Origin of the sequence: Paenibacillus sp. WLX2291 (assembly GCF_046603665.1) — a bacterium.
In the GTDB taxonomy this organism is placed as follows: Bacteria; Bacillota; Bacilli; order Paenibacillales; family Paenibacillaceae; genus Saccharibacillus.
In genome coordinates, this window is sequence record NZ_CP176755.1 from 5482470 (window position 1) to 5498649 (window position 16180).

The window sequence follows — 16180 nt, forward strand, 5'->3', positions numbered from 1 at the left end:
ACGCATTCTATTGTCGTGTACAGCTTATAACCATGATGTATGAAAAGAACAAAACTGCTATCCACCTGCATGAGCTTTATGGTGCAGGTGGATACTGTTGTTATTGCAGGTTACAGGAAAGGGGCAATTTAGAATGAGCAATTCCGCAGCGACAACTAGCGGCAATCTGACCATGACCGGCATTTTCAAATCCTTCGCCAACGTACCGGCGCTGCAAGATGTAGATTTTCAACTAAATAGCGGCGAGATTCATGCACTGCTCGGCGCAAATGGCGCAGGCAAGAGTACACTGATGAAAATATTGTCCGGTGCCTACACGTCAGACAAAGGCAGCATTCTGATCGACGGCAGCGAAGTGATCATCGATTCACCCGCCGCCGCCAAAAAAGCCGGCATCCAGTGCGTGTATCAGGAGGTCGATACCTCGTTGATTCCGCAGCTGTCGGTAGCGGAAAATATTTTGCTAGATCAGCTGATCTCTTCCGGTGGCAGTCCCGTACTGAACTGGAAAAAACTATACAATGAAGCAGATGCCATTTTGAAACGGCTCGGCTTTGCGATCTCGGCGCGCCGTCAGGTGAGCGAACTGACACTGGCGGAGAAGCAGTTGGTGCTGATCGCCCGCGTGATGGCGGAGAAGGCACGTTTTGTTATTTTGGATGAGCCGACTGCACCGCTCAGTATTGAAGAAGCCGAACGGTTGTTTACGATTATGAAGGAGCTAAAATCGCAGGGCATCGGGGTGATCTTCATCTCGCACCGACTGCCGGAGATTTTCAAGGTGTGTGACCGCATTACGGTAATGCGCGACGGTCGCCGTGTAAGCACGCTGCCAGCGGCAGAAACCAATCCAAATGATGTTGTGCATTCGATGTTGGGACGTGCTTTTGAAGAGGAATATCCGAAGGTGTTTACCGAGATTGGCGAGCCGATTCTAACTGTGCGCAATCTGGCGGCAGGACGTCATGTGCAGGATGTCAGTCTGGACGTGAATAGCGGCGAGATCGTTGCGATCGTCGGGCTGGTAGGCGCAGGCAAGACGGAATTGTCCAAGCTGTTATTCGGTGCAGATGTGCCAGAACAAGGCAGCATCGAGCTGAATGGCAAAAAAGTACGTGTACGTACGCCACAGCAAGCAATCTCTGCCGGGATTGTGCTCGTGCCGGAAGAGCGCCGCAAGGAAGGCATTATCGTCAAAGAATCGGTGCTGCACAATTTGAGTCTGCCAATTTTACAAAAAATCACGTCGTTTGGCATCGTCTCTGGCAAAGCGGAGCGCAAGCATGGCAGTGGACTCGTATCAGCGCTCGGTATCAAGGCAGCATCGGATCAGCAGTTGACCGGCTACTTGAGCGGCGGTAACCAGCAAAAGGTCGCCATCGGAAAATGGATGGAAACAAACGCGCATGTGTATGTACTCGATGAGCCAACCAAAGGCGTCGATGTGGGCGCAAAGCGCGATATTTTCCGCGTCATCGGCGGACTCGCACAGCAGGGCAAAGGCATACTGTATCTGACCTGCGAATTTGAAGAAGCACTTGGACTTGCCGACCGGATTCTCGTCATGTGTGACGGTCGGATTACGAAAACATTTGCCTACGGCGAAGCAACTCATGAAGATCTACTATACTATGCCAGCGCAGGCCGGGAGGAACTTGTATGAAACACCAGCTAGCCCAATTCTCATATCGTTACGGAGCGCTGATCTTTATCGGTCTGGTACTAGTCTTTTTCTCCGTCTACAATACGCATTTCTTTACGTACAACAATATTACCGATATTTTGCGTTCGATCTCGATTGTAACGTTTGTCGCGATTGGTATTACGATCTCGCTGACAGTCGACGGCTTTGACTTGTCCGCAGGCTCTACTGTTTCTTTAACCACCGTCGTTACTGCGGCAATGATGGTCTGGTATCAAATGCCGCTGATCGCTGTGATTATCGTGCCGCTGATTCTCGGCGCACTGGTCGGCTTGCTCAACTCATTATTAATTGTGAAAATTCGGATTCCCGATCTGCTGGCAACGCTGGCAGTCATGTATATCATCAGCGGGATTCATCGTACCTATACAAAAGGCTATGCCATTTACAACAATATGCAATTTCAGGATGGAACGAAGGCTCCGGGTGTAATGCTGGATTCGTTCCTGTGGATCGGTCAAGGTCGTCTGCTCGGTATTCCGTTCCCTGTTATTCTGATGATTCTTGCGGTGATCGGTATGCATCTGTTCTTCAAATACACGCGTGGTGGTCGGCAGATGATCATGACCGGTAGTAATGAGGAAGCTGCACGTCTGTCCGGTCTGCGCGTCAATCGCATTCGGACACTGGCATATGTCGCTTCTGGTATCTTCGCCGCAATCGGCGGAATTCTGTTCGCCGCACGCGTTGGTTCCGGTCAGGTCGATGCCGGTTCGTCGATGCAAATGGATGCGCTCGCTGCGGTGTTTGTCGGTTATTCTGTCTTCGGTGCAGGTCGTCCAAACGTGATCGGAACCTTTTTTGGAGCGGTATTGATGGGGATTCTGGTCAACGGTATGACGATGCTGAATGTGCAGTATTATGCGACAGATATTATCAAAGGCGCAGTATTGGTACTGGCGCTGGCGGTTACGTTTATTCATCGGGCAAGACAGAAGGTATAACATTTCAGAGGAGGGAATGCGTGATGAGCACACCCGCTGCCAATACGTATGAAGCACTGAATGAGCAAACCGCAATTCAGCTTGCGGTGCAATTGAATCTATTTCCAGCCGATGCACAGTTGTCCTGTCGTGAGATTGGCGATGGCAACTTGAATCTGGTCTTTCATATTACCGAGCCGTCCACTGGACGCGGTAGCATTATTAAACAGGCGTTACCGTATGTACGTGTCATCGGTGAAGGCTGGCCGCTGACACTGGATCGGGCACGGATGGAAAGTGAAGCGCTGAAGATCTTTGCCCGCTATGCGCCAGACTATGTGCCTGAGGTGTATTATACGGACGAGCAGTATGCGATTACGGTGATGGAAGACCTGTCCCATCTGACAATCGTGCGTACTGGCTTTGCCGAAGGCGCCGTCTATCCACTGCTATCTCAACATATTGGTGAATATCTGGCACAGACGTTGTACGGCACGTCGGACTTTGCACTTGGTGCAGACGCGCGGCGCGAGCTGGCACTGCAATTCCACAATCCAGAACTGTGCAAAATCACCGAGAACTTCGTGTTCACTTATCCACTCATCGACGATGAGAGCAATGACGTCGAACCGGGTTTGCAACAGGTAGCACAGCAATTGTGGCAGGATCAGACATTGCTGCTGGAAGGCGCCAAATTGAAGCGTCACTTCATGACTTCTGCTGAAGCACTGCTGCATGGTGATCTGCATACTGGCAGCATCTTTGCTAGCGACGAAGAGACGAAGGTGATCGATCCTGAGTTCGCCTTTTATGGTCCAATCGGTTACGATATCGGTCTGTTTATCTCCAATACGCTACTGTCTGCACTCGCTCGTCAGGATAACAGCCGCGAATTGCTGCTGCATCATGTGCTGACGGTGTGGGATGTGTTCAGTACTCGCTATCGGGAGTTGTGGCAGGCAAACAATCAGGAGCATTTTGCTGACGTACCGGGATTGGTGGACGATCAGCTACAGCACATTTTGGAGGATACCGTTGGCTTTGCTGGGAGCGAGATGATGCGCCGGGTGATCGGATTGGCACATGCCAAAGACATCGAAGCGATTACCGACGATGCGAAGCGTGTCCATATCAAATCCAGTGCAGCACTGCTGGCACGAGATTTTATCGTGAATCGCGGTCAGTATCGTAGCGCACAGCAGATTGTTTATGCACTGCAACAGGCGGATCAGGGTGTAGATATTACACACGGCTGAGTTGGTCATGACTATGCAAATGATGATGGTTTAACCTGATTTTACTGAGATGGATGAGACGATATGGAAATTGATATTTCATAATTGCACAATGATTTAAAATATTTCAATTTCCAGACCAAACGAACAAGCGGAAGCTGAGTGCGAACTTCTAAGCATCTAGTTCGCCGTATCATATGTTTTATGCAAGCCAAAATCCCCTGTCTACATGCCTAAAGATCTAGCGCGGCATGAGACAGGAGATTGTATTAGATTCCAAACTACTATTTCTGCAATAGCAGGTATAACTTTATATTGCTATTATTTCTGCTTGAAAAACTCTTTCAACGGCTCAAAATGTGATCGCAAGTCAATTCCTTCCCGATCCGCATTCATCAGTCGCTCAATAATATGTTCTAGCTCCTGTACATCTTTGCTATCCGTATATTCGATAAACGATACCGGATGCAGCCAATCGATATGCGAATGCTTGGCTTTGCCGTAGCTGTTGCCGAAGACTAGGCACGGCGTACGTGTAATGATCGAGAAGATCATCGCATGCAGACGGTCGGTAATAATCAGTTGCTGTGAACCGATCGTATCGAGCATGTTCATCAAATAATGCTCACGCTCCGCATAGTCGATCGTATCCACCTCATCCAGCACAGTATCAATACGCTCCACCTTCCCGATCTGCTGTGCCCACTGCTTCAACTCCTCCAGAAACGGCTCATCAGTCACCTTTTCCTTATCCGCTCGCATTACGAACAATACGCCTTCGCGCTTTAACTCCTTTGGCACGATGTCTAGCGACATGACCATATCCGGTGTATACATGATATTCACATCCGGGGCAAAAGTCTCCGCCAGTACATCGATTGTCTGATTCTCCCGACCGACTAGCGTCAGATTGGCGTTGCTGTGGTACGCATCCTGCGTCTTGCGCTTTTCCTGCTCACCATGATCGTTATTTTCAAAGTAAACCGATTGTGGAAAGACAATCGTTCGATGATTATGGAAGCTGGATATGACCTTGCGACGATCTTCTTCAATATCGGTGTACAGGCTACCTAGATTCCCACCGCCAGTAAAGCAGACGATATCGTCATCTCGGATAATCTCCTGTACAAGCGTAATGCCTTCGTCGGTAGCGTAATCCATAATCTCGATATACTCGTAGTATGGAAAATGATTGCGAATAAACCTTTCAATTGCATAAGCAATCGCCTGATCACCGATATTGGTATAGCTTGGCGAACCAAATAGAAATACTTTGCGTTTATCGTTAGTGAGGGCTTCTGGCGATGCGTTCGGCGCGATACCTTTCACCGGCGACTTACCCTTACTATTCGTCGTTGTTGTATTCATGATGCTGCACCTCCATAGTGATTCGGGATATGAATTACCCTTTTCAGGCAACATTCAGTAAAAATGAACGTTTGTGTTCTGTTCATATACCCGAATAAAGGAGCAAATATACGCTAATTTTAAAAAAATGCACATTTTAACTTTTATACGTAATTTATGCACGTATAAAAGTTAAAATGTGCCGTAATAAAAGCCGGATGATCAAGTGTCCGGCGGTACACGGCACGGCATCGCAGCCCGAAAGGGGGTGACGCCATGTCGCATTTGGATTTCGTATTGGGTTTGTTGAATGTAGGAATTCGGGCTGCACAGTTTTTGTATATTGTGCTGAAAATACGCTCTTTTCTAAAAAACAATAAATCTGAGAACGAAGACAAGAAAAACCGCCGGTCGTAAGAGGTGACTACTCTAACCGGCGATTTTCTTGTATGAAGCTAGTACAAGCGATCGCCGTGTATGTCCGCCGATCTGTCATCTAGCCTGTGATGTTGGAGCATCACAGGCTTTTTTTGTTTTGTACTGGTATTATAACGCACTTCAATGCGTATTTAAACAGATGAACAGCAAAACATATATTTTATCTTTGACTGTTTCTATCATGGAGCAATAGCACGTGTATTCATGTTCTATAACCTAGACACACTATACGTTCGATCCTATTTACAGTCTTGATCTTCTTGTCATATTGCTAATCATAGCTAGCGTTTGTTTACGTGTATTAGCTCTGTGCTAACGTAATCGCTGTGTCTTCATCCAGCAGTGCTTGATTGTTCTGAATGACCTGCTCGCCAGATTTCAGACCTTTGGAGATCAACGTTTGCGAACCGGTTGTTGATCCAACAGTGACTTCTTTGCGTATAGCCTTGCCATTAGAAGCAACGTATACGTACGATTTGTCACCGTCTTTGACAATCGCTTTGGTTGGGATGATGATACCAGATTTGGAATCTTTGCCGATAAAGCTGACGTCCGCCAGCATGCCTGTTTTCAGCTTGCCGTCGGTATTGGATACCGTCACCTGCACCGGATAGCCGTTGCCGCTATCGTCCAGCGGATTGATCAACTTCACTTTGCCGGTTGCAATCAGACCAGACGAAGATACGTTGACTTGCACCTGATCGCCTTTTTGGATGCCGTTAATCTGATCAGCTGGGATGTAGATCAGAATATCGACGGTATTCAGGTTGGCAATCACGAGCGATGCGGTTCCCGTTGGTGTCATCTCGCCGGATTCGATATTTTTGGTCACAACGATACCATTGATCGGTGATTCTACAACTGCATTATCCAGTGCATCGCGGGCAATATCGACATTCACCTGTGCCTGCTTCAGCTTTTGCTGGCTAGCTTCGACACCAGCAGTACTTTGCGATACTTCCAGCTGACGCTGCGCATTGCTGTAGCCATCATTGGCATTCGCATAGCTACTATTGGCGTTATTGTATGCTTCGCGCGCAGTGGTCAGCGCTTTTTGCGTAGTGGCGATATTGTTTTGGGCTGCTGCCAGTTGTTCTTCGGCGTTAGCTTTGGCATTGACTGCGTTATCGTATGCCGTTTGAGCGCTGCTGACGGCGGATTGCGCCTTTTCCAGATCGGCTTGTGTAGCTAGTCCGTTATCCAGCAGTGATTGGGTACGTGTCAGTGTAGCTTGCGCCGTTTTCAGTGCTTCTTGTGTTTGTTTGATCGTATTGCCAGCAGTCGATACACCAGTTTGCGCTGTTTTCAACGCTGTATTCGCTTGATTAACCGATGCTTGCGCCTGATTGATGCCACTCTCTGCTTGGGTGATGGCGCTCTTGGATGAAATCACACCGCTTTTGGAACTAACAACGCCGGAATTGGCGGATACCATGCCGGATTCGCGTGAGCTTTCTGCGGTTTTGATTCCAGCTGCCGCTGCTTCGGTATCGGATTGAGCGAGCTTCAGTTTATTTTGCAGATCGTCGTCTTCTAGTTTGAACAGCACCTGACCTGTTTTGACCTGTGTGCCGACATCGACGGAGACGGCGGAGATTTTGCCGCTCATTTTCGGTACGATATTGACCGTCTCGGACGGATTGACGGTGCCGGTGTAGATCTCACCTTGCCCGATCTGCCCTTGCTGGGCAGAAGCAACTTTGACTGTCACATTCATATTGGGTGCGGCTTGATTAGCAGTCGAGCAGCCTGCCAGCATGACGGTGCTCATTACTAGTGCGGCGGCAGTCACTTCCCATTTTCTTGTTCTCATGGCTGTCTTCCCTTTCGTTCTGTAATGATAAATATCTTCTGTCGCGATAGACTTGGATGGACATAAAGTTATATACTCTGGCTTCTATCGGAATTCATATTGGAATAGGCTACTATAGAAAATACAAATGATGCTTAGGATTGACGTGATATGGAATGGATATTGGCTTGCTTATACTTGCGCCTGCACTTCCTCTGTCAACGGCATTTCCTTGTTCTTAGGCTTCCGTTTCCCACCGAGGAACAGGAACATGAGCGGGATACAGCAGAACAACGGAATGGATGATAACAGGAAAGTATCAGCAATTCCTCGTGAATATGCATCCAGCGAGATCAGCCCGGTGGCACTCGACAGCCATGAGCTACCGAGCACGGATTGCAGATACTGCCCGCCTTCAACAGTAATCGATTCGGCGATATGTTGACTGTGCAGAGCTGTACGATCTTGCATAATAAAGGTCAAAATAGCAATCGCCATCGAACCTGCTAGCGTACGAATCAGATTGGACGCGGCAGACGCGCTGCTGACCTTCGCCTGCGATACTTCGTCCGCAATGGCGTTCATACCGACGGTAGATAGCGGCATCAGACACAGACCGATACCCATTCCGCGCAAGACCATGACCGTTTCAAACCAAATTCGCGACGTCTGCGGTGACAAGGTATGCAGATGATACGTCATAAAGCTCGTTACCGTCAGACCGACCAGACACAGTGGCACAATGCCGATCTTGTCCACCAGCTTACCGGCAATCGGCATCATGAGTGCCATCGCAACCGCCTGCGGCAACAGGATCAGACCGGTTTGAATCGCGGAATATGACTGCACACTTTGCAGAAATAATGGCGCCAGAAACGTACCGCCCATCATGCCCATCATGACGAAGCTGGATGCGATGACACTGACGGTGAATTTATAGTTTTTGAATAACGATACGTCGATAACGGCGTTATCCTTGCCGCGTTCCACGAAGATCAGGAACACGAGCGCCCAGAAGGAGATAAAGAACAAGCCGACGATTTTGAAGGACGTCCAGCCGGACGACGAACCGTTAGACAGTGCGTACAACAGCGTTCCCGCACAGGTCGCGGACAAGAGAAACCCGGTCAGATCGAATTTGATTGGCTGATTCTTCGGCGGTTCCTTGATCAGAATAAAGACCATCAGAATCGCAAACATCGCAATCGGCACACAGGCGATAAACAGAAAGCGCCAGTTAAACCATTCGATCAAATAACCGCTAAGCGTCGGACCAATCGCTGGAGCTGCCATTGCAGCAATCCCCCAAAGACCAATCGCCAAGCCCACCTGCTCGCGCAGCATGATTTTGTATACGATTGTCATACTGAGCGGCATGATTAGACCGCCGCCAAGCCCTGCCAGAATACGCGCCATAATGAGCGACATATCATTCCAAGCAAACGCACAGATCAGCGTGCCAATTGTAAATACAGATAACGCGAGAATCATAAATTTCTTGTAGCCAATCCGCTGCTCCATAAAGCCGGTAATCGGCACGATAATCCCCGAAGCGAGCGTATAGCCGGTAATTACCCATTGAATGCGTGTTGTCGTCGATCCGAGATCGGTCGTAAGCTGCGGAATCGCGACGTTGATCAGACTGTTATTCAGAACAGCAACGAATGTACCAAGGACAATCGCCCAGAACGCAAACCAGCGTTCACGAGAGGTTAGATTTTCCGGACCCGCAGGAGCAGTACTCATAGTTTCAGATGACATCGGTACGCCCCCTTTTTACGGTGTATGAATCTTAACTTCCACGTTTGTTCCCGGAATCAATTGAAGTCCCTCCGGTACATTCAGAGCAATCTCAACCGGAATCCGCTGGGTGACTTTGTTGAAGTTACCGCTCGTATTGGTCGCCGGAATGACGGAAAAGACTGAGTTCGACGCCTGTCCAATCTTGCGTACTTTGCCTTGAATGATCTCATCGCCTGCGGCATCCAGTGTAATATCGACCAATGCGCCTAGCTTGATGCGACCGATATCGGTTTCTTCGATATTGGTCGATACATACAGACTATTCAGGTCTGCCATAACCGCTACCGTCGAGCTTGGTGAAGCGATCTCGTTCGTTTTGGAATACAGCTTGAGTACGGTGCCGTCAATCGGGGCACGCAGTACAGATTTGCTAATCGCATCAGATGTCAGACCGGATACATCCTGCTCGGCAATCGGTTCATTGCGCTTCAGTGTATCGCCTTCCTCCACATCGATATGCGTCAGCTTGGATGTAATCTGCGGCATCACTTTATATTGATCCGCAGTGATGCGTGCGTCGTCGCTTTTGATGTAATACGTTCCCTGATACCAGTAATAGTAGCCGAGCGATCCGCCGGTGATGACCAGCAGCGCGACCAAAATCCATAATGTGAGTTTCTTTTTCACTCTTTCCACCTCAAACCTATATATTTTGCATCCATACGGATGTGGGTCATTGCTGGTTGTTCATCCGCTGAATCACACCAAGCAAGTCTTTTAGCGAATTCAGATCACTTTCACGCCGCGAGAGCGAGAAGCGAATCAGAAAGGAATGGCATTCCTCGTACTCCGGTGTAATATCCGGCGCTGTCCAATTGGATGAACGTTCTCGCTTGCTAGCAAGGTCTTGTTCACGCTGTTCTACTGCTTGCTGCAATAAGAAGATGATCCGGTTCATATCGACGAGCCGCACGAAAAAGAGCGGTGCCAGCAGTGAACGTACATCCTTCGGCGCCGTGAAGCTTTTGTAGATCATGTTTTTCAATGCTTCTCGTCCTTGCTCGGTAATGCCGTAAAAGCTTTTGTCTGGGTAGTTGTCGGATGGCACAGTTTCTACCTTTTCGATGTAGCCCTTCTTATGTAAGGCATCGAAGTTGTAGTACAGATTGCCGTCGGTAATAGTGACTGTGCCGCTCGTATTCTCGGTAATGCGCTTCTTGATCTCATATGGGTGAATTTCCTTTTCCCACAAGGAGCCAAGAATATAAATTTGCAATGACAATGCATTCCCCTTTCTGCTGCTTGTTTCATACCGGCGCTGTATTCCGGTCAGCGATTCATTTGACTCTGCCTAAAGTACTCTGTACAGAGTATGTCTGTTGATTAATATACAGAATTTTGTTTAGAGTGTCAATATATTAGGTAACCTATTATTTTAAGAGCGGACATTTGACATTTCTCACGAAAAGAAGTACCTTTTACATACTTTATAAAATTATTTTAAAAAGTGTTTTACGATGTAGATGTGAGTATTATGATTGGAACGTCGTTTTGAATGCTATCCGTTGTATCTATAGTATATGTACTAGAAAAGGAGCTTGATATTCATGAATCAAAAAGAACGCATGCTGGCAGGTTTGCCTTATAAGGCTTGGCTAGATGGTCTAAGCGAAGAGCGTGAAGCTGCTCAACTGAAAGTGTACGAGTACAACCATCTGCGTCCAGATGAACATGAACGACGTAACACGCTGATTCGCAGCATTCTCGGTAAAACTGGCAAAGAGGTTCATGTACAAGCTCCCTTCCATTGCGATTACGGCAGCAATATTGAAGTGGGTGAGCAATTCTACGCTAACTTCAATTGTACGATTCTGGATGTAGGCAAAGTGACCATCGGCAATTATGTATTGTTTGCTCCCAATGTATCGCTCTATACTGCCGGACATCCGATCCACCATATTCCGCGTAATGCCGGATACGAGTATGGAATTGCGATTACGATTGGTGATAACGTCTGGATTGGCGGCAATGTCGTGATCACACCGGGCGTAACCATCGGCAGCAACGTCGTCATTGGCGCTGGTAGTGTGGTGACGAAGGATATTCCCGATAATGTGATTGCAGTTGGCAATCCGTGCCGAGTGCTACGCGCCATTACGGAAGACGACCGACCATACTTTTACAAAGATCAGGTGTTTGATATCACTGCGGACGATCTGTAAAGAAGATCAGAGCAGTCGTAAGCTTCTGTTCATCGTTTTGAACTGCATTTGGCATGTATGGTATGTTGGATGGTGTACGCCAACTATTATTTGCGATCGGAGTGAACACCATCCATGAATCATTACGCTTTGGAATATCAATATCCGCGCAAAGGATTTATTTCCGGGGGAGCTACATTTACGCCGGAGGTAGAATATTATGACCCGCTCCATGCAACAGCCACCCCGCCGCATTGCCAAAGGCTTTAGCCGCATCGTATTGGATGAGCAGAAGATCGGAACGAACGAATTGTTTACACTGGAATATACATACATCTCCAATCCGATCATTTCGGAACGGTTATATGAGGAGATCAAGAAACGTAAATTGCGCATTCATGCCACACCGATCAGTGATTTTCAACCATAATCAATCACCAGCATAGTAGCAAAATCCAATCATATTGCATATTCGTTTTTCGGCAAAATACGCTGTTCTACCGATAAGGATGAACCAAATTTTCAGCAAAACATGACTAAATCCTGTGATTTTGAAAATGAAAACCAACTTTGGCGATATCGTTCGTTTGTCCTATCATTGCGATATAATGGATATAGAATAGGAGGTTGTTTGCATGCTTTCCATTGGATATATCGGCAACGGCAAAAGCACCAATCGCTATCATTTGCCGTTCGCTCTGAACCACGATCAGATTCACGTCAAAACGATTTACGCCCGCAATCTGAGCAAAGTAGATTGGGAACGGATTCCTAGCATCCAGTACACCGATGACATCGATGAGCTGTTTGACGACAAGGAGATTCAGCTGATTGTTGTCTGTACAGCGGTGGAATCGCATTTTGAATATGCGAAGCTAGCGCTGGAGCATGGTAAGCATGTGCTGGTGGAGAAACCGTTCATGCTGACGACAGACGAAGCACGGTTTATTTTTGATCTGGCACGGGAAAAAGGCTTGATCGCCCAGTGCTATCAGAACCGCCGCTATGATTCCAACTTCTTGACGACGCAGCAGGTGATCCAATCCGGCAAGCTTGGAGAGCTGCTGGAAGTCGAGATGCACTACGATTACTATCGCCCGGATACACCGAACCAGACGCATCATTTCTCCCAATACAACAGCTATCTGTACGGGCATGGCGCGCATACGCTGGATCAGGCGATTTCCTTTTTTGGCAAGCCGAATCGTGTTCATTACGATGTGCGCCAGCTGCTCGGAACGGGACGGATGAATGATTATTTTGATCTGGATCTGTATTATGATAATGCGCTAAAAGTGTCGATTCGCTCCAGCTTTTTCCGCCTTGTACCACGCCCGGTCGCTGCTTTATACGGCAAAAAAGGCGTCTTCATCAAACAAACCGAAGATCGGCAGGAAGAGCATTTGAAGATGTTTTACCTACCGCAGGGTCATCCCGACTTCGGGCTTGATCTACCACAGCATTATGGCACACTGACCTATGTGGACGATGATGGCGTCTATCATGAGGAAAAGGTGATTTCCGAAAAGGGCGACTATACTCGCGTCTACGACGATCTATACAAAGCGATCGTTGAAGGTCACGAAAAGGTAGTAAAAGACGAGGAAACGCTTGCTGTGATGGAGATTATGGAGCAAGGCATCGCTGCTTGTCGTTAATGTGTAGCAGAGCGTGGGAGCATGAATCCCTCATGCTTGATGCACCGAATATGACGAAATATAACGAAACATCCAGTCCGCGATACAAAGCGAACTGGATGTTTTTGCGTTCTTCGTGTCTTGTTTGGCAGCGCATTGTTGAGCAATACATATTTGCTACATCCGATGCCCGTTCGCCTGAATGAAAAACTGGGACTGTACATAATTGTACGTGATTTTGGAGAAATCAAACGGTTGCCCATTCGATAGATGGAAAATCGTCTCCACCTCCAGCTTCGGCTCACCGGGCTGTAAACGCAAATGACCAGCTTCCTCAGCATTCAGCTTATCGACATGCAAATACGAATCCGAGAACCCGATTCTAAGCCCCAATCCGTCGCGAATGTAGTCAAAGATCGAATCCGAGACGATCTCATTGTTCAGATACGTAACAATCGCTTTGTTGTAATACGATTCCTCCACGCACAGCGTCTGCTCATAAATATAGCGAATCCGCTTCACATGATACACGTCCTGATCCGGCGCAATATTGAGGTTGGATGCTATTTCGCGGTTAGGTTTGACGATTTCCAGTAGCAGCACTTGCGATGTGACCGGAAACTCCTCCAGATCGCGGGTAAAGCCCTGATTTTTCAACAGACTGATGTAGCCTTTGCGCCCGTGACGGCGGACGAAGATGCCGCTACCGCGTACTTGAAAGATCACGCCCTTTTCCTCCAGCAGCTCCAGCGATTTGATGATCGTGCTTTTGCTGACGCCGAATTGCAGCATTAGCTCGTCAAGTACAGGCAATTTGTCGCCCTGTTGCAGGGCATGCTCTTGAATGTATGTTTCGATCTCTGCGGCGATATGTTGGTATTTTAACATGGACATTCCTCTTTAATTGTAATAGTGGGTTGGAATTACATCGTTCAACGCTGTATAGCATAGATGAATATGCCTGCTGAACGGCAGGCTTTATCGAGATTGTACCACATCCTTTTCCAAACCACATGATCAAATGGTGTATTCAAAATATAATTGTTTGGTTATTGATAAATTATACCGTTATAATTATAATGTAAGCGTATAACAAGTAAAGGAGTGAATTCCATGTCGGGAAAAGTGAGAGATTATCCAAAGCTGGCACAGGACATTCTAGAAGCAGTCGGCGGTGAGCAGAATATCGCCGGAGCGACGCGCTGCGCCACTCGGCTACGTCTGGTGCTGAAAGAATCCAGTACACAGGCAAAAGAAACCGTGTCCGCGATGCCCGGTGTCATTACTGTCGTCGAAAATGGGGGACAATTCCAGATCGTCATCGGTCAGCATGTCGGCGAAGTGTACGACGAATTCGCCAAACTGGTCAATATCGATCAGTCCGCTGACGGTAACGCGCCCAAAGGCACGATTGTAAACCGCATCATTGCAACGATGTCAGCGGTGTTTGCCCCTTTTGTCTATATTCTCGCAGCAGCTGGTATTATGCAGGGGCTCCTCATCATCACCAATCTGCTGTTTCCCGGCGCGGATCAGAACAGTACATATCAGGTGATCAGCTTTATCTCTTGGTCACCATTTACATTTTTACCGATCTTTATCGCCATTACAGCATCCAAGCATTTTAAAACGAATATGTTTATCGCGGTCGCCTGTTGTGCGGCGCTGGTCAGCCCGACATGGGCAGAGATGGCGGCGCAGATTGCTGACGGCGGCAGTCTGAATTTTGCTGGTATTGCGTTGACAGAAACGACATACACCTCTACCGTGCTGCCACCACTGTTCCTCGTATGGATTCTGTCCTATCTGGAAACGTTCCTTAATAAACGCATGCATGAAGTCATTCGTCCGCTGTTTGTGCCGTTACTTTGTATGATTATCATGGTACCGTTGACCATCGTACTGATCGGTCCGGTTACGACGATGGGCGCCAACGGTATTGCAAACGGATACAATTTCCTCGCTGAGCATGCACCTGCTCTTGCTGGTGCGATTGTCGGCGGATTGTGGCAGGTCATCGTCATCTTCGGCGTACACTGGGGCGTAACTCCGATGGTGCTCGCTAACTTTGAACAATACGGACGCGATTCGTTTCAGGCGTTTCAAACGATTGCCGTTGTCGCACAGATCGGTGCTGTACTGGGTGTTATTTTGAAAACACGCAATCGGGAAACTCGCAAAATCGGCGTATCTGCCGGAGTCACTGGTTTGTTCGGCATCACCGAACCGGCGATCTATGGCATCACACTGCGCTTCAAAAAGCCGATGATCTTCGGCTGTATCTCTGGTGCGGTAGGTGCGATTGTAGCAAGCTTCTTTCACCCGTACTATTTCGCTTATGCGGGTCTACCGGGTCCGCTCACGATTGTAAACGGTATTAACGCCGACTATCCAACATCCATCTGGGGTCTGCTGATTGGCGCCGCGATTGCGATTGTGCTGCCAGTCATTCTGATTCAATTGTTCGGCTATGGCGTGGACGAAGCAACGTCATCCGACGGTGATGCCAGTCTAGCAAATGAACAAGGTAAAACGGGTACCGCCCAACAGACGCCTGCTCCAGCAGGAATCGGGACGCTGAACAGCGCAACTGCATCGTCTGCGCATCATGACAATACCAACTTGGCAGCGTCTACCCCAAATACTGCTCAACCAGCAGATGAACATGCGTCCGCTATTCTTACCAATGAAGAAACCATCAGCGCTCCGTTGATCGGCAAAATTCTGCCGCTATCCGCTGTACCGGATGAAGCATTCAGCTCAGGCGCAATGGGACAAGGCATCGCTATTCAGCCGGATGACAACAAGCTGTATGCCCCATTTGACGGCACGATTGCCACCATCGCGCCAACGCTTCATGCCATCGGGCTGCAATCAGATAGTGGTGTAGAGCTGTTCATCCATATCGGACTGGATACGGTCAAGCTCAAAGGCGCACCCTTCACCTTGCATGTACAAGATGGTGACCGCATTCGCAAAGGCGATCTACTGCTCACCTTTGACCGGGAGCAGATTGAACAACAGGGATTGCCAGTCATTACGCCGGTGCTGGTGACGAATGGGTACGATTACAAGGATATCGTCGTCGGCACTTTGGATCATGCGACAAGAGACGCTGACATTTTGACCGTCATTCGTTGATCTGTAAGGCAACCATTCAGA

Annotated in this window: 13 protein-coding genes; 7 read left to right on the top strand and 6 right to left on the bottom strand. The window is 48.2% G+C overall.

What is annotated here, in order from left to right; genetic code table 11:
• Positions 1 to 133 precede the first annotated feature (133 nt).
• Genes ACDE64_RS23450 through mtnK form a run of 3 tightly spaced genes read left to right on the top strand, consistent with a single transcriptional unit; the run spans position 134 to position 3881 of the window.
• A complete protein-coding gene (locus ACDE64_RS23450) occupies positions 134 to 1663 on the top strand; it encodes a sugar ABC transporter ATP-binding protein (protein WP_411344450.1) in 1530 nt (509 codons plus the stop codon).
• Positions 1660 to 2646, top strand: coding sequence for an ABC transporter permease (locus ACDE64_RS23455; RefSeq protein WP_411344451.1), 987 nt, complete (start codon positions 1660 to 1662; stop codon positions 2644 to 2646). Before ACDE64_RS23450 ends, ACDE64_RS23455 begins: the two co-directional genes overlap by 4 nt.
• A gap of 23 nt (positions 2647 to 2669) precedes the next feature.
• Positions 2670 to 3881, top strand: a complete 1212-nt coding sequence (mtnK, locus tag ACDE64_RS23460; protein ID WP_411348532.1) for an S-methyl-5-thioribose kinase — start codon at positions 2670 to 2672, stop codon at positions 3879 to 3881.
• Between the two features lie 300 nt (positions 3882 to 4181).
• Here the strand turns inward: mtnK and ACDE64_RS23465 are convergent, their stop codons facing one another.
• From ACDE64_RS23465 to ACDE64_RS23485, 5 genes are all read right to left on the bottom strand, one after another.
• On the bottom strand, positions 4182 to 5228 hold the full coding sequence (locus ACDE64_RS23465) for a polysaccharide pyruvyl transferase family protein (RefSeq protein WP_411348533.1): 1047 nt from the start codon (positions 5226 to 5228) through the stop codon (positions 4182 to 4184).
• A 718-nt stretch (positions 5229 to 5946) separates the two neighbouring features.
• On the bottom strand, positions 5947 to 7458 hold the full coding sequence (locus ACDE64_RS23470) for an efflux RND transporter periplasmic adaptor subunit (protein ID WP_411348534.1): 1512 nt from the start codon (positions 7456 to 7458) through the stop codon (positions 5947 to 5949).
• Between the two features lie 171 nt (positions 7459 to 7629).
• Positions 7630 to 9198, bottom strand: a complete 1569-nt coding sequence (locus ACDE64_RS23475) for a DHA2 family efflux MFS transporter permease subunit (RefSeq protein WP_411344455.1) — start codon at positions 9196 to 9198, stop codon at positions 7630 to 7632.
• A gap of 15 nt (positions 9199 to 9213) precedes the next feature.
• Positions 9214 to 9867 (bottom strand): HlyD family secretion protein, encoded by a 654-nt coding sequence (locus tag ACDE64_RS23480; protein WP_411344456.1) that lies wholly within the window; start codon positions 9865 to 9867, stop codon positions 9214 to 9216.
• Positions 9868 to 9913: 46 nt separating this feature from the next.
• The gene (locus ACDE64_RS23485; protein ID WP_411344457.1) at positions 9914 to 10462 is read right to left on the bottom strand and encodes a PadR family transcriptional regulator; all 549 of its coding nucleotides are present in this window, start codon (positions 10460 to 10462) and stop codon (positions 9914 to 9916) included.
• Between the two features lie 325 nt (positions 10463 to 10787).
• On the opposite strand from ACDE64_RS23485, the gene ACDE64_RS23490 reads away from it, so the two are divergent.
• The 3 genes from ACDE64_RS23490 to ACDE64_RS23500 all read left to right on the top strand — a co-directional run bounded on the left by ACDE64_RS23490 (position 10788) and on the right by ACDE64_RS23500 (position 13039).
• On the top strand, positions 10788 to 11402 hold the full coding sequence (locus tag ACDE64_RS23490; protein ID WP_411348535.1) for a sugar O-acetyltransferase: 615 nt from the start codon (positions 10788 to 10790) through the stop codon (positions 11400 to 11402).
• A 199-nt stretch (positions 11403 to 11601) separates the two neighbouring features.
• Positions 11602 to 11811 carry a hypothetical protein gene (locus tag ACDE64_RS23495; RefSeq protein WP_411344459.1) on the top strand — a complete coding sequence of 70 codons (210 nt, stop codon included), beginning with the start codon at positions 11602 to 11604 and terminating at the stop codon, positions 11809 to 11811.
• Between the two features lie 205 nt (positions 11812 to 12016).
• Complete coding sequence (locus tag ACDE64_RS23500) at positions 12017 to 13039, top strand: Gfo/Idh/MocA family oxidoreductase (protein WP_411348536.1); 1023 nt, start codon at positions 12017 to 12019, stop codon at positions 13037 to 13039.
• A gap of 156 nt (positions 13040 to 13195) precedes the next feature.
• On the opposite strand, the gene ACDE64_RS23505 is transcribed toward ACDE64_RS23500, so the two are convergent.
• On the bottom strand, positions 13196 to 13906 hold the full coding sequence (locus tag ACDE64_RS23505; RefSeq protein ID WP_411344461.1) for a GntR family transcriptional regulator: 711 nt from the start codon (positions 13904 to 13906) through the stop codon (positions 13196 to 13198).
• A gap of 225 nt (positions 13907 to 14131) precedes the next feature.
• Here ACDE64_RS23505 and ACDE64_RS23510 point away from each other — a divergent pair, with 225 nt between their 5' ends.
• Positions 14132 to 16159 carry a beta-glucoside-specific PTS transporter subunit IIABC gene (locus tag ACDE64_RS23510; RefSeq protein WP_411348537.1) on the top strand — a complete coding sequence of 676 codons (2028 nt, stop codon included), beginning with the start codon at positions 14132 to 14134 and terminating at the stop codon, positions 16157 to 16159.
• Positions 16160 to 16180 lie beyond the last annotated feature (21 nt).

Bases quoted from the DNA above. Each gene is read 5' to 3' on its own strand.
- mtnK (WP_411348532.1), top strand. From the start codon at position 2,670: ATGAGCACACCCGCTGCCAATACGTATGAAGCACTGAATGAGCAAACC.
- ACDE64_RS23450 (WP_411344450.1), top strand. From the start codon at position 134: ATGAGCAATTCCGCAGCGACAACTAGCGGCAATCTGACCATGACCGGC.
- ACDE64_RS23470 (WP_411348534.1), bottom strand. From the start codon at position 7,458: ATGAGAACAAGAAAATGGGAAGTGACTGCCGCCGCACTAGTAATGAGC.
- ACDE64_RS23455 (WP_411344451.1), top strand. From the start codon at position 1,660: ATGAAACACCAGCTAGCCCAATTCTCATATCGTTACGGAGCGCTGATC.
- ACDE64_RS23495 (WP_411344459.1), top strand. From the start codon at position 11,602: ATGACCCGCTCCATGCAACAGCCACCCCGCCGCATTGCCAAAGGCTTT.
- ACDE64_RS23500 (WP_411348536.1), top strand. From the start codon at position 12,017: ATGCTTTCCATTGGATATATCGGCAACGGCAAAAGCACCAATCGCTAT.
- ACDE64_RS23465 (WP_411348533.1), bottom strand. From the start codon at position 5,228: ATGAATACAACAACGACGAATAGTAAGGGTAAGTCGCCGGTGAAAGGT.
- ACDE64_RS23510 (WP_411348537.1), top strand. From the start codon at position 14,132: ATGTCGGGAAAAGTGAGAGATTATCCAAAGCTGGCACAGGACATTCTA.
- ACDE64_RS23490 (WP_411348535.1), top strand. From the start codon at position 10,788: ATGAATCAAAAAGAACGCATGCTGGCAGGTTTGCCTTATAAGGCTTGG.
- ACDE64_RS23505 (WP_411344461.1), bottom strand. From the start codon at position 13,906: ATGTTAAAATACCAACATATCGCCGCAGAGATCGAAACATACATTCAA.
- ACDE64_RS23475 (WP_411344455.1), bottom strand. From the start codon at position 9,198: ATGTCATCTGAAACTATGAGTACTGCTCCTGCGGGTCCGGAAAATCTA.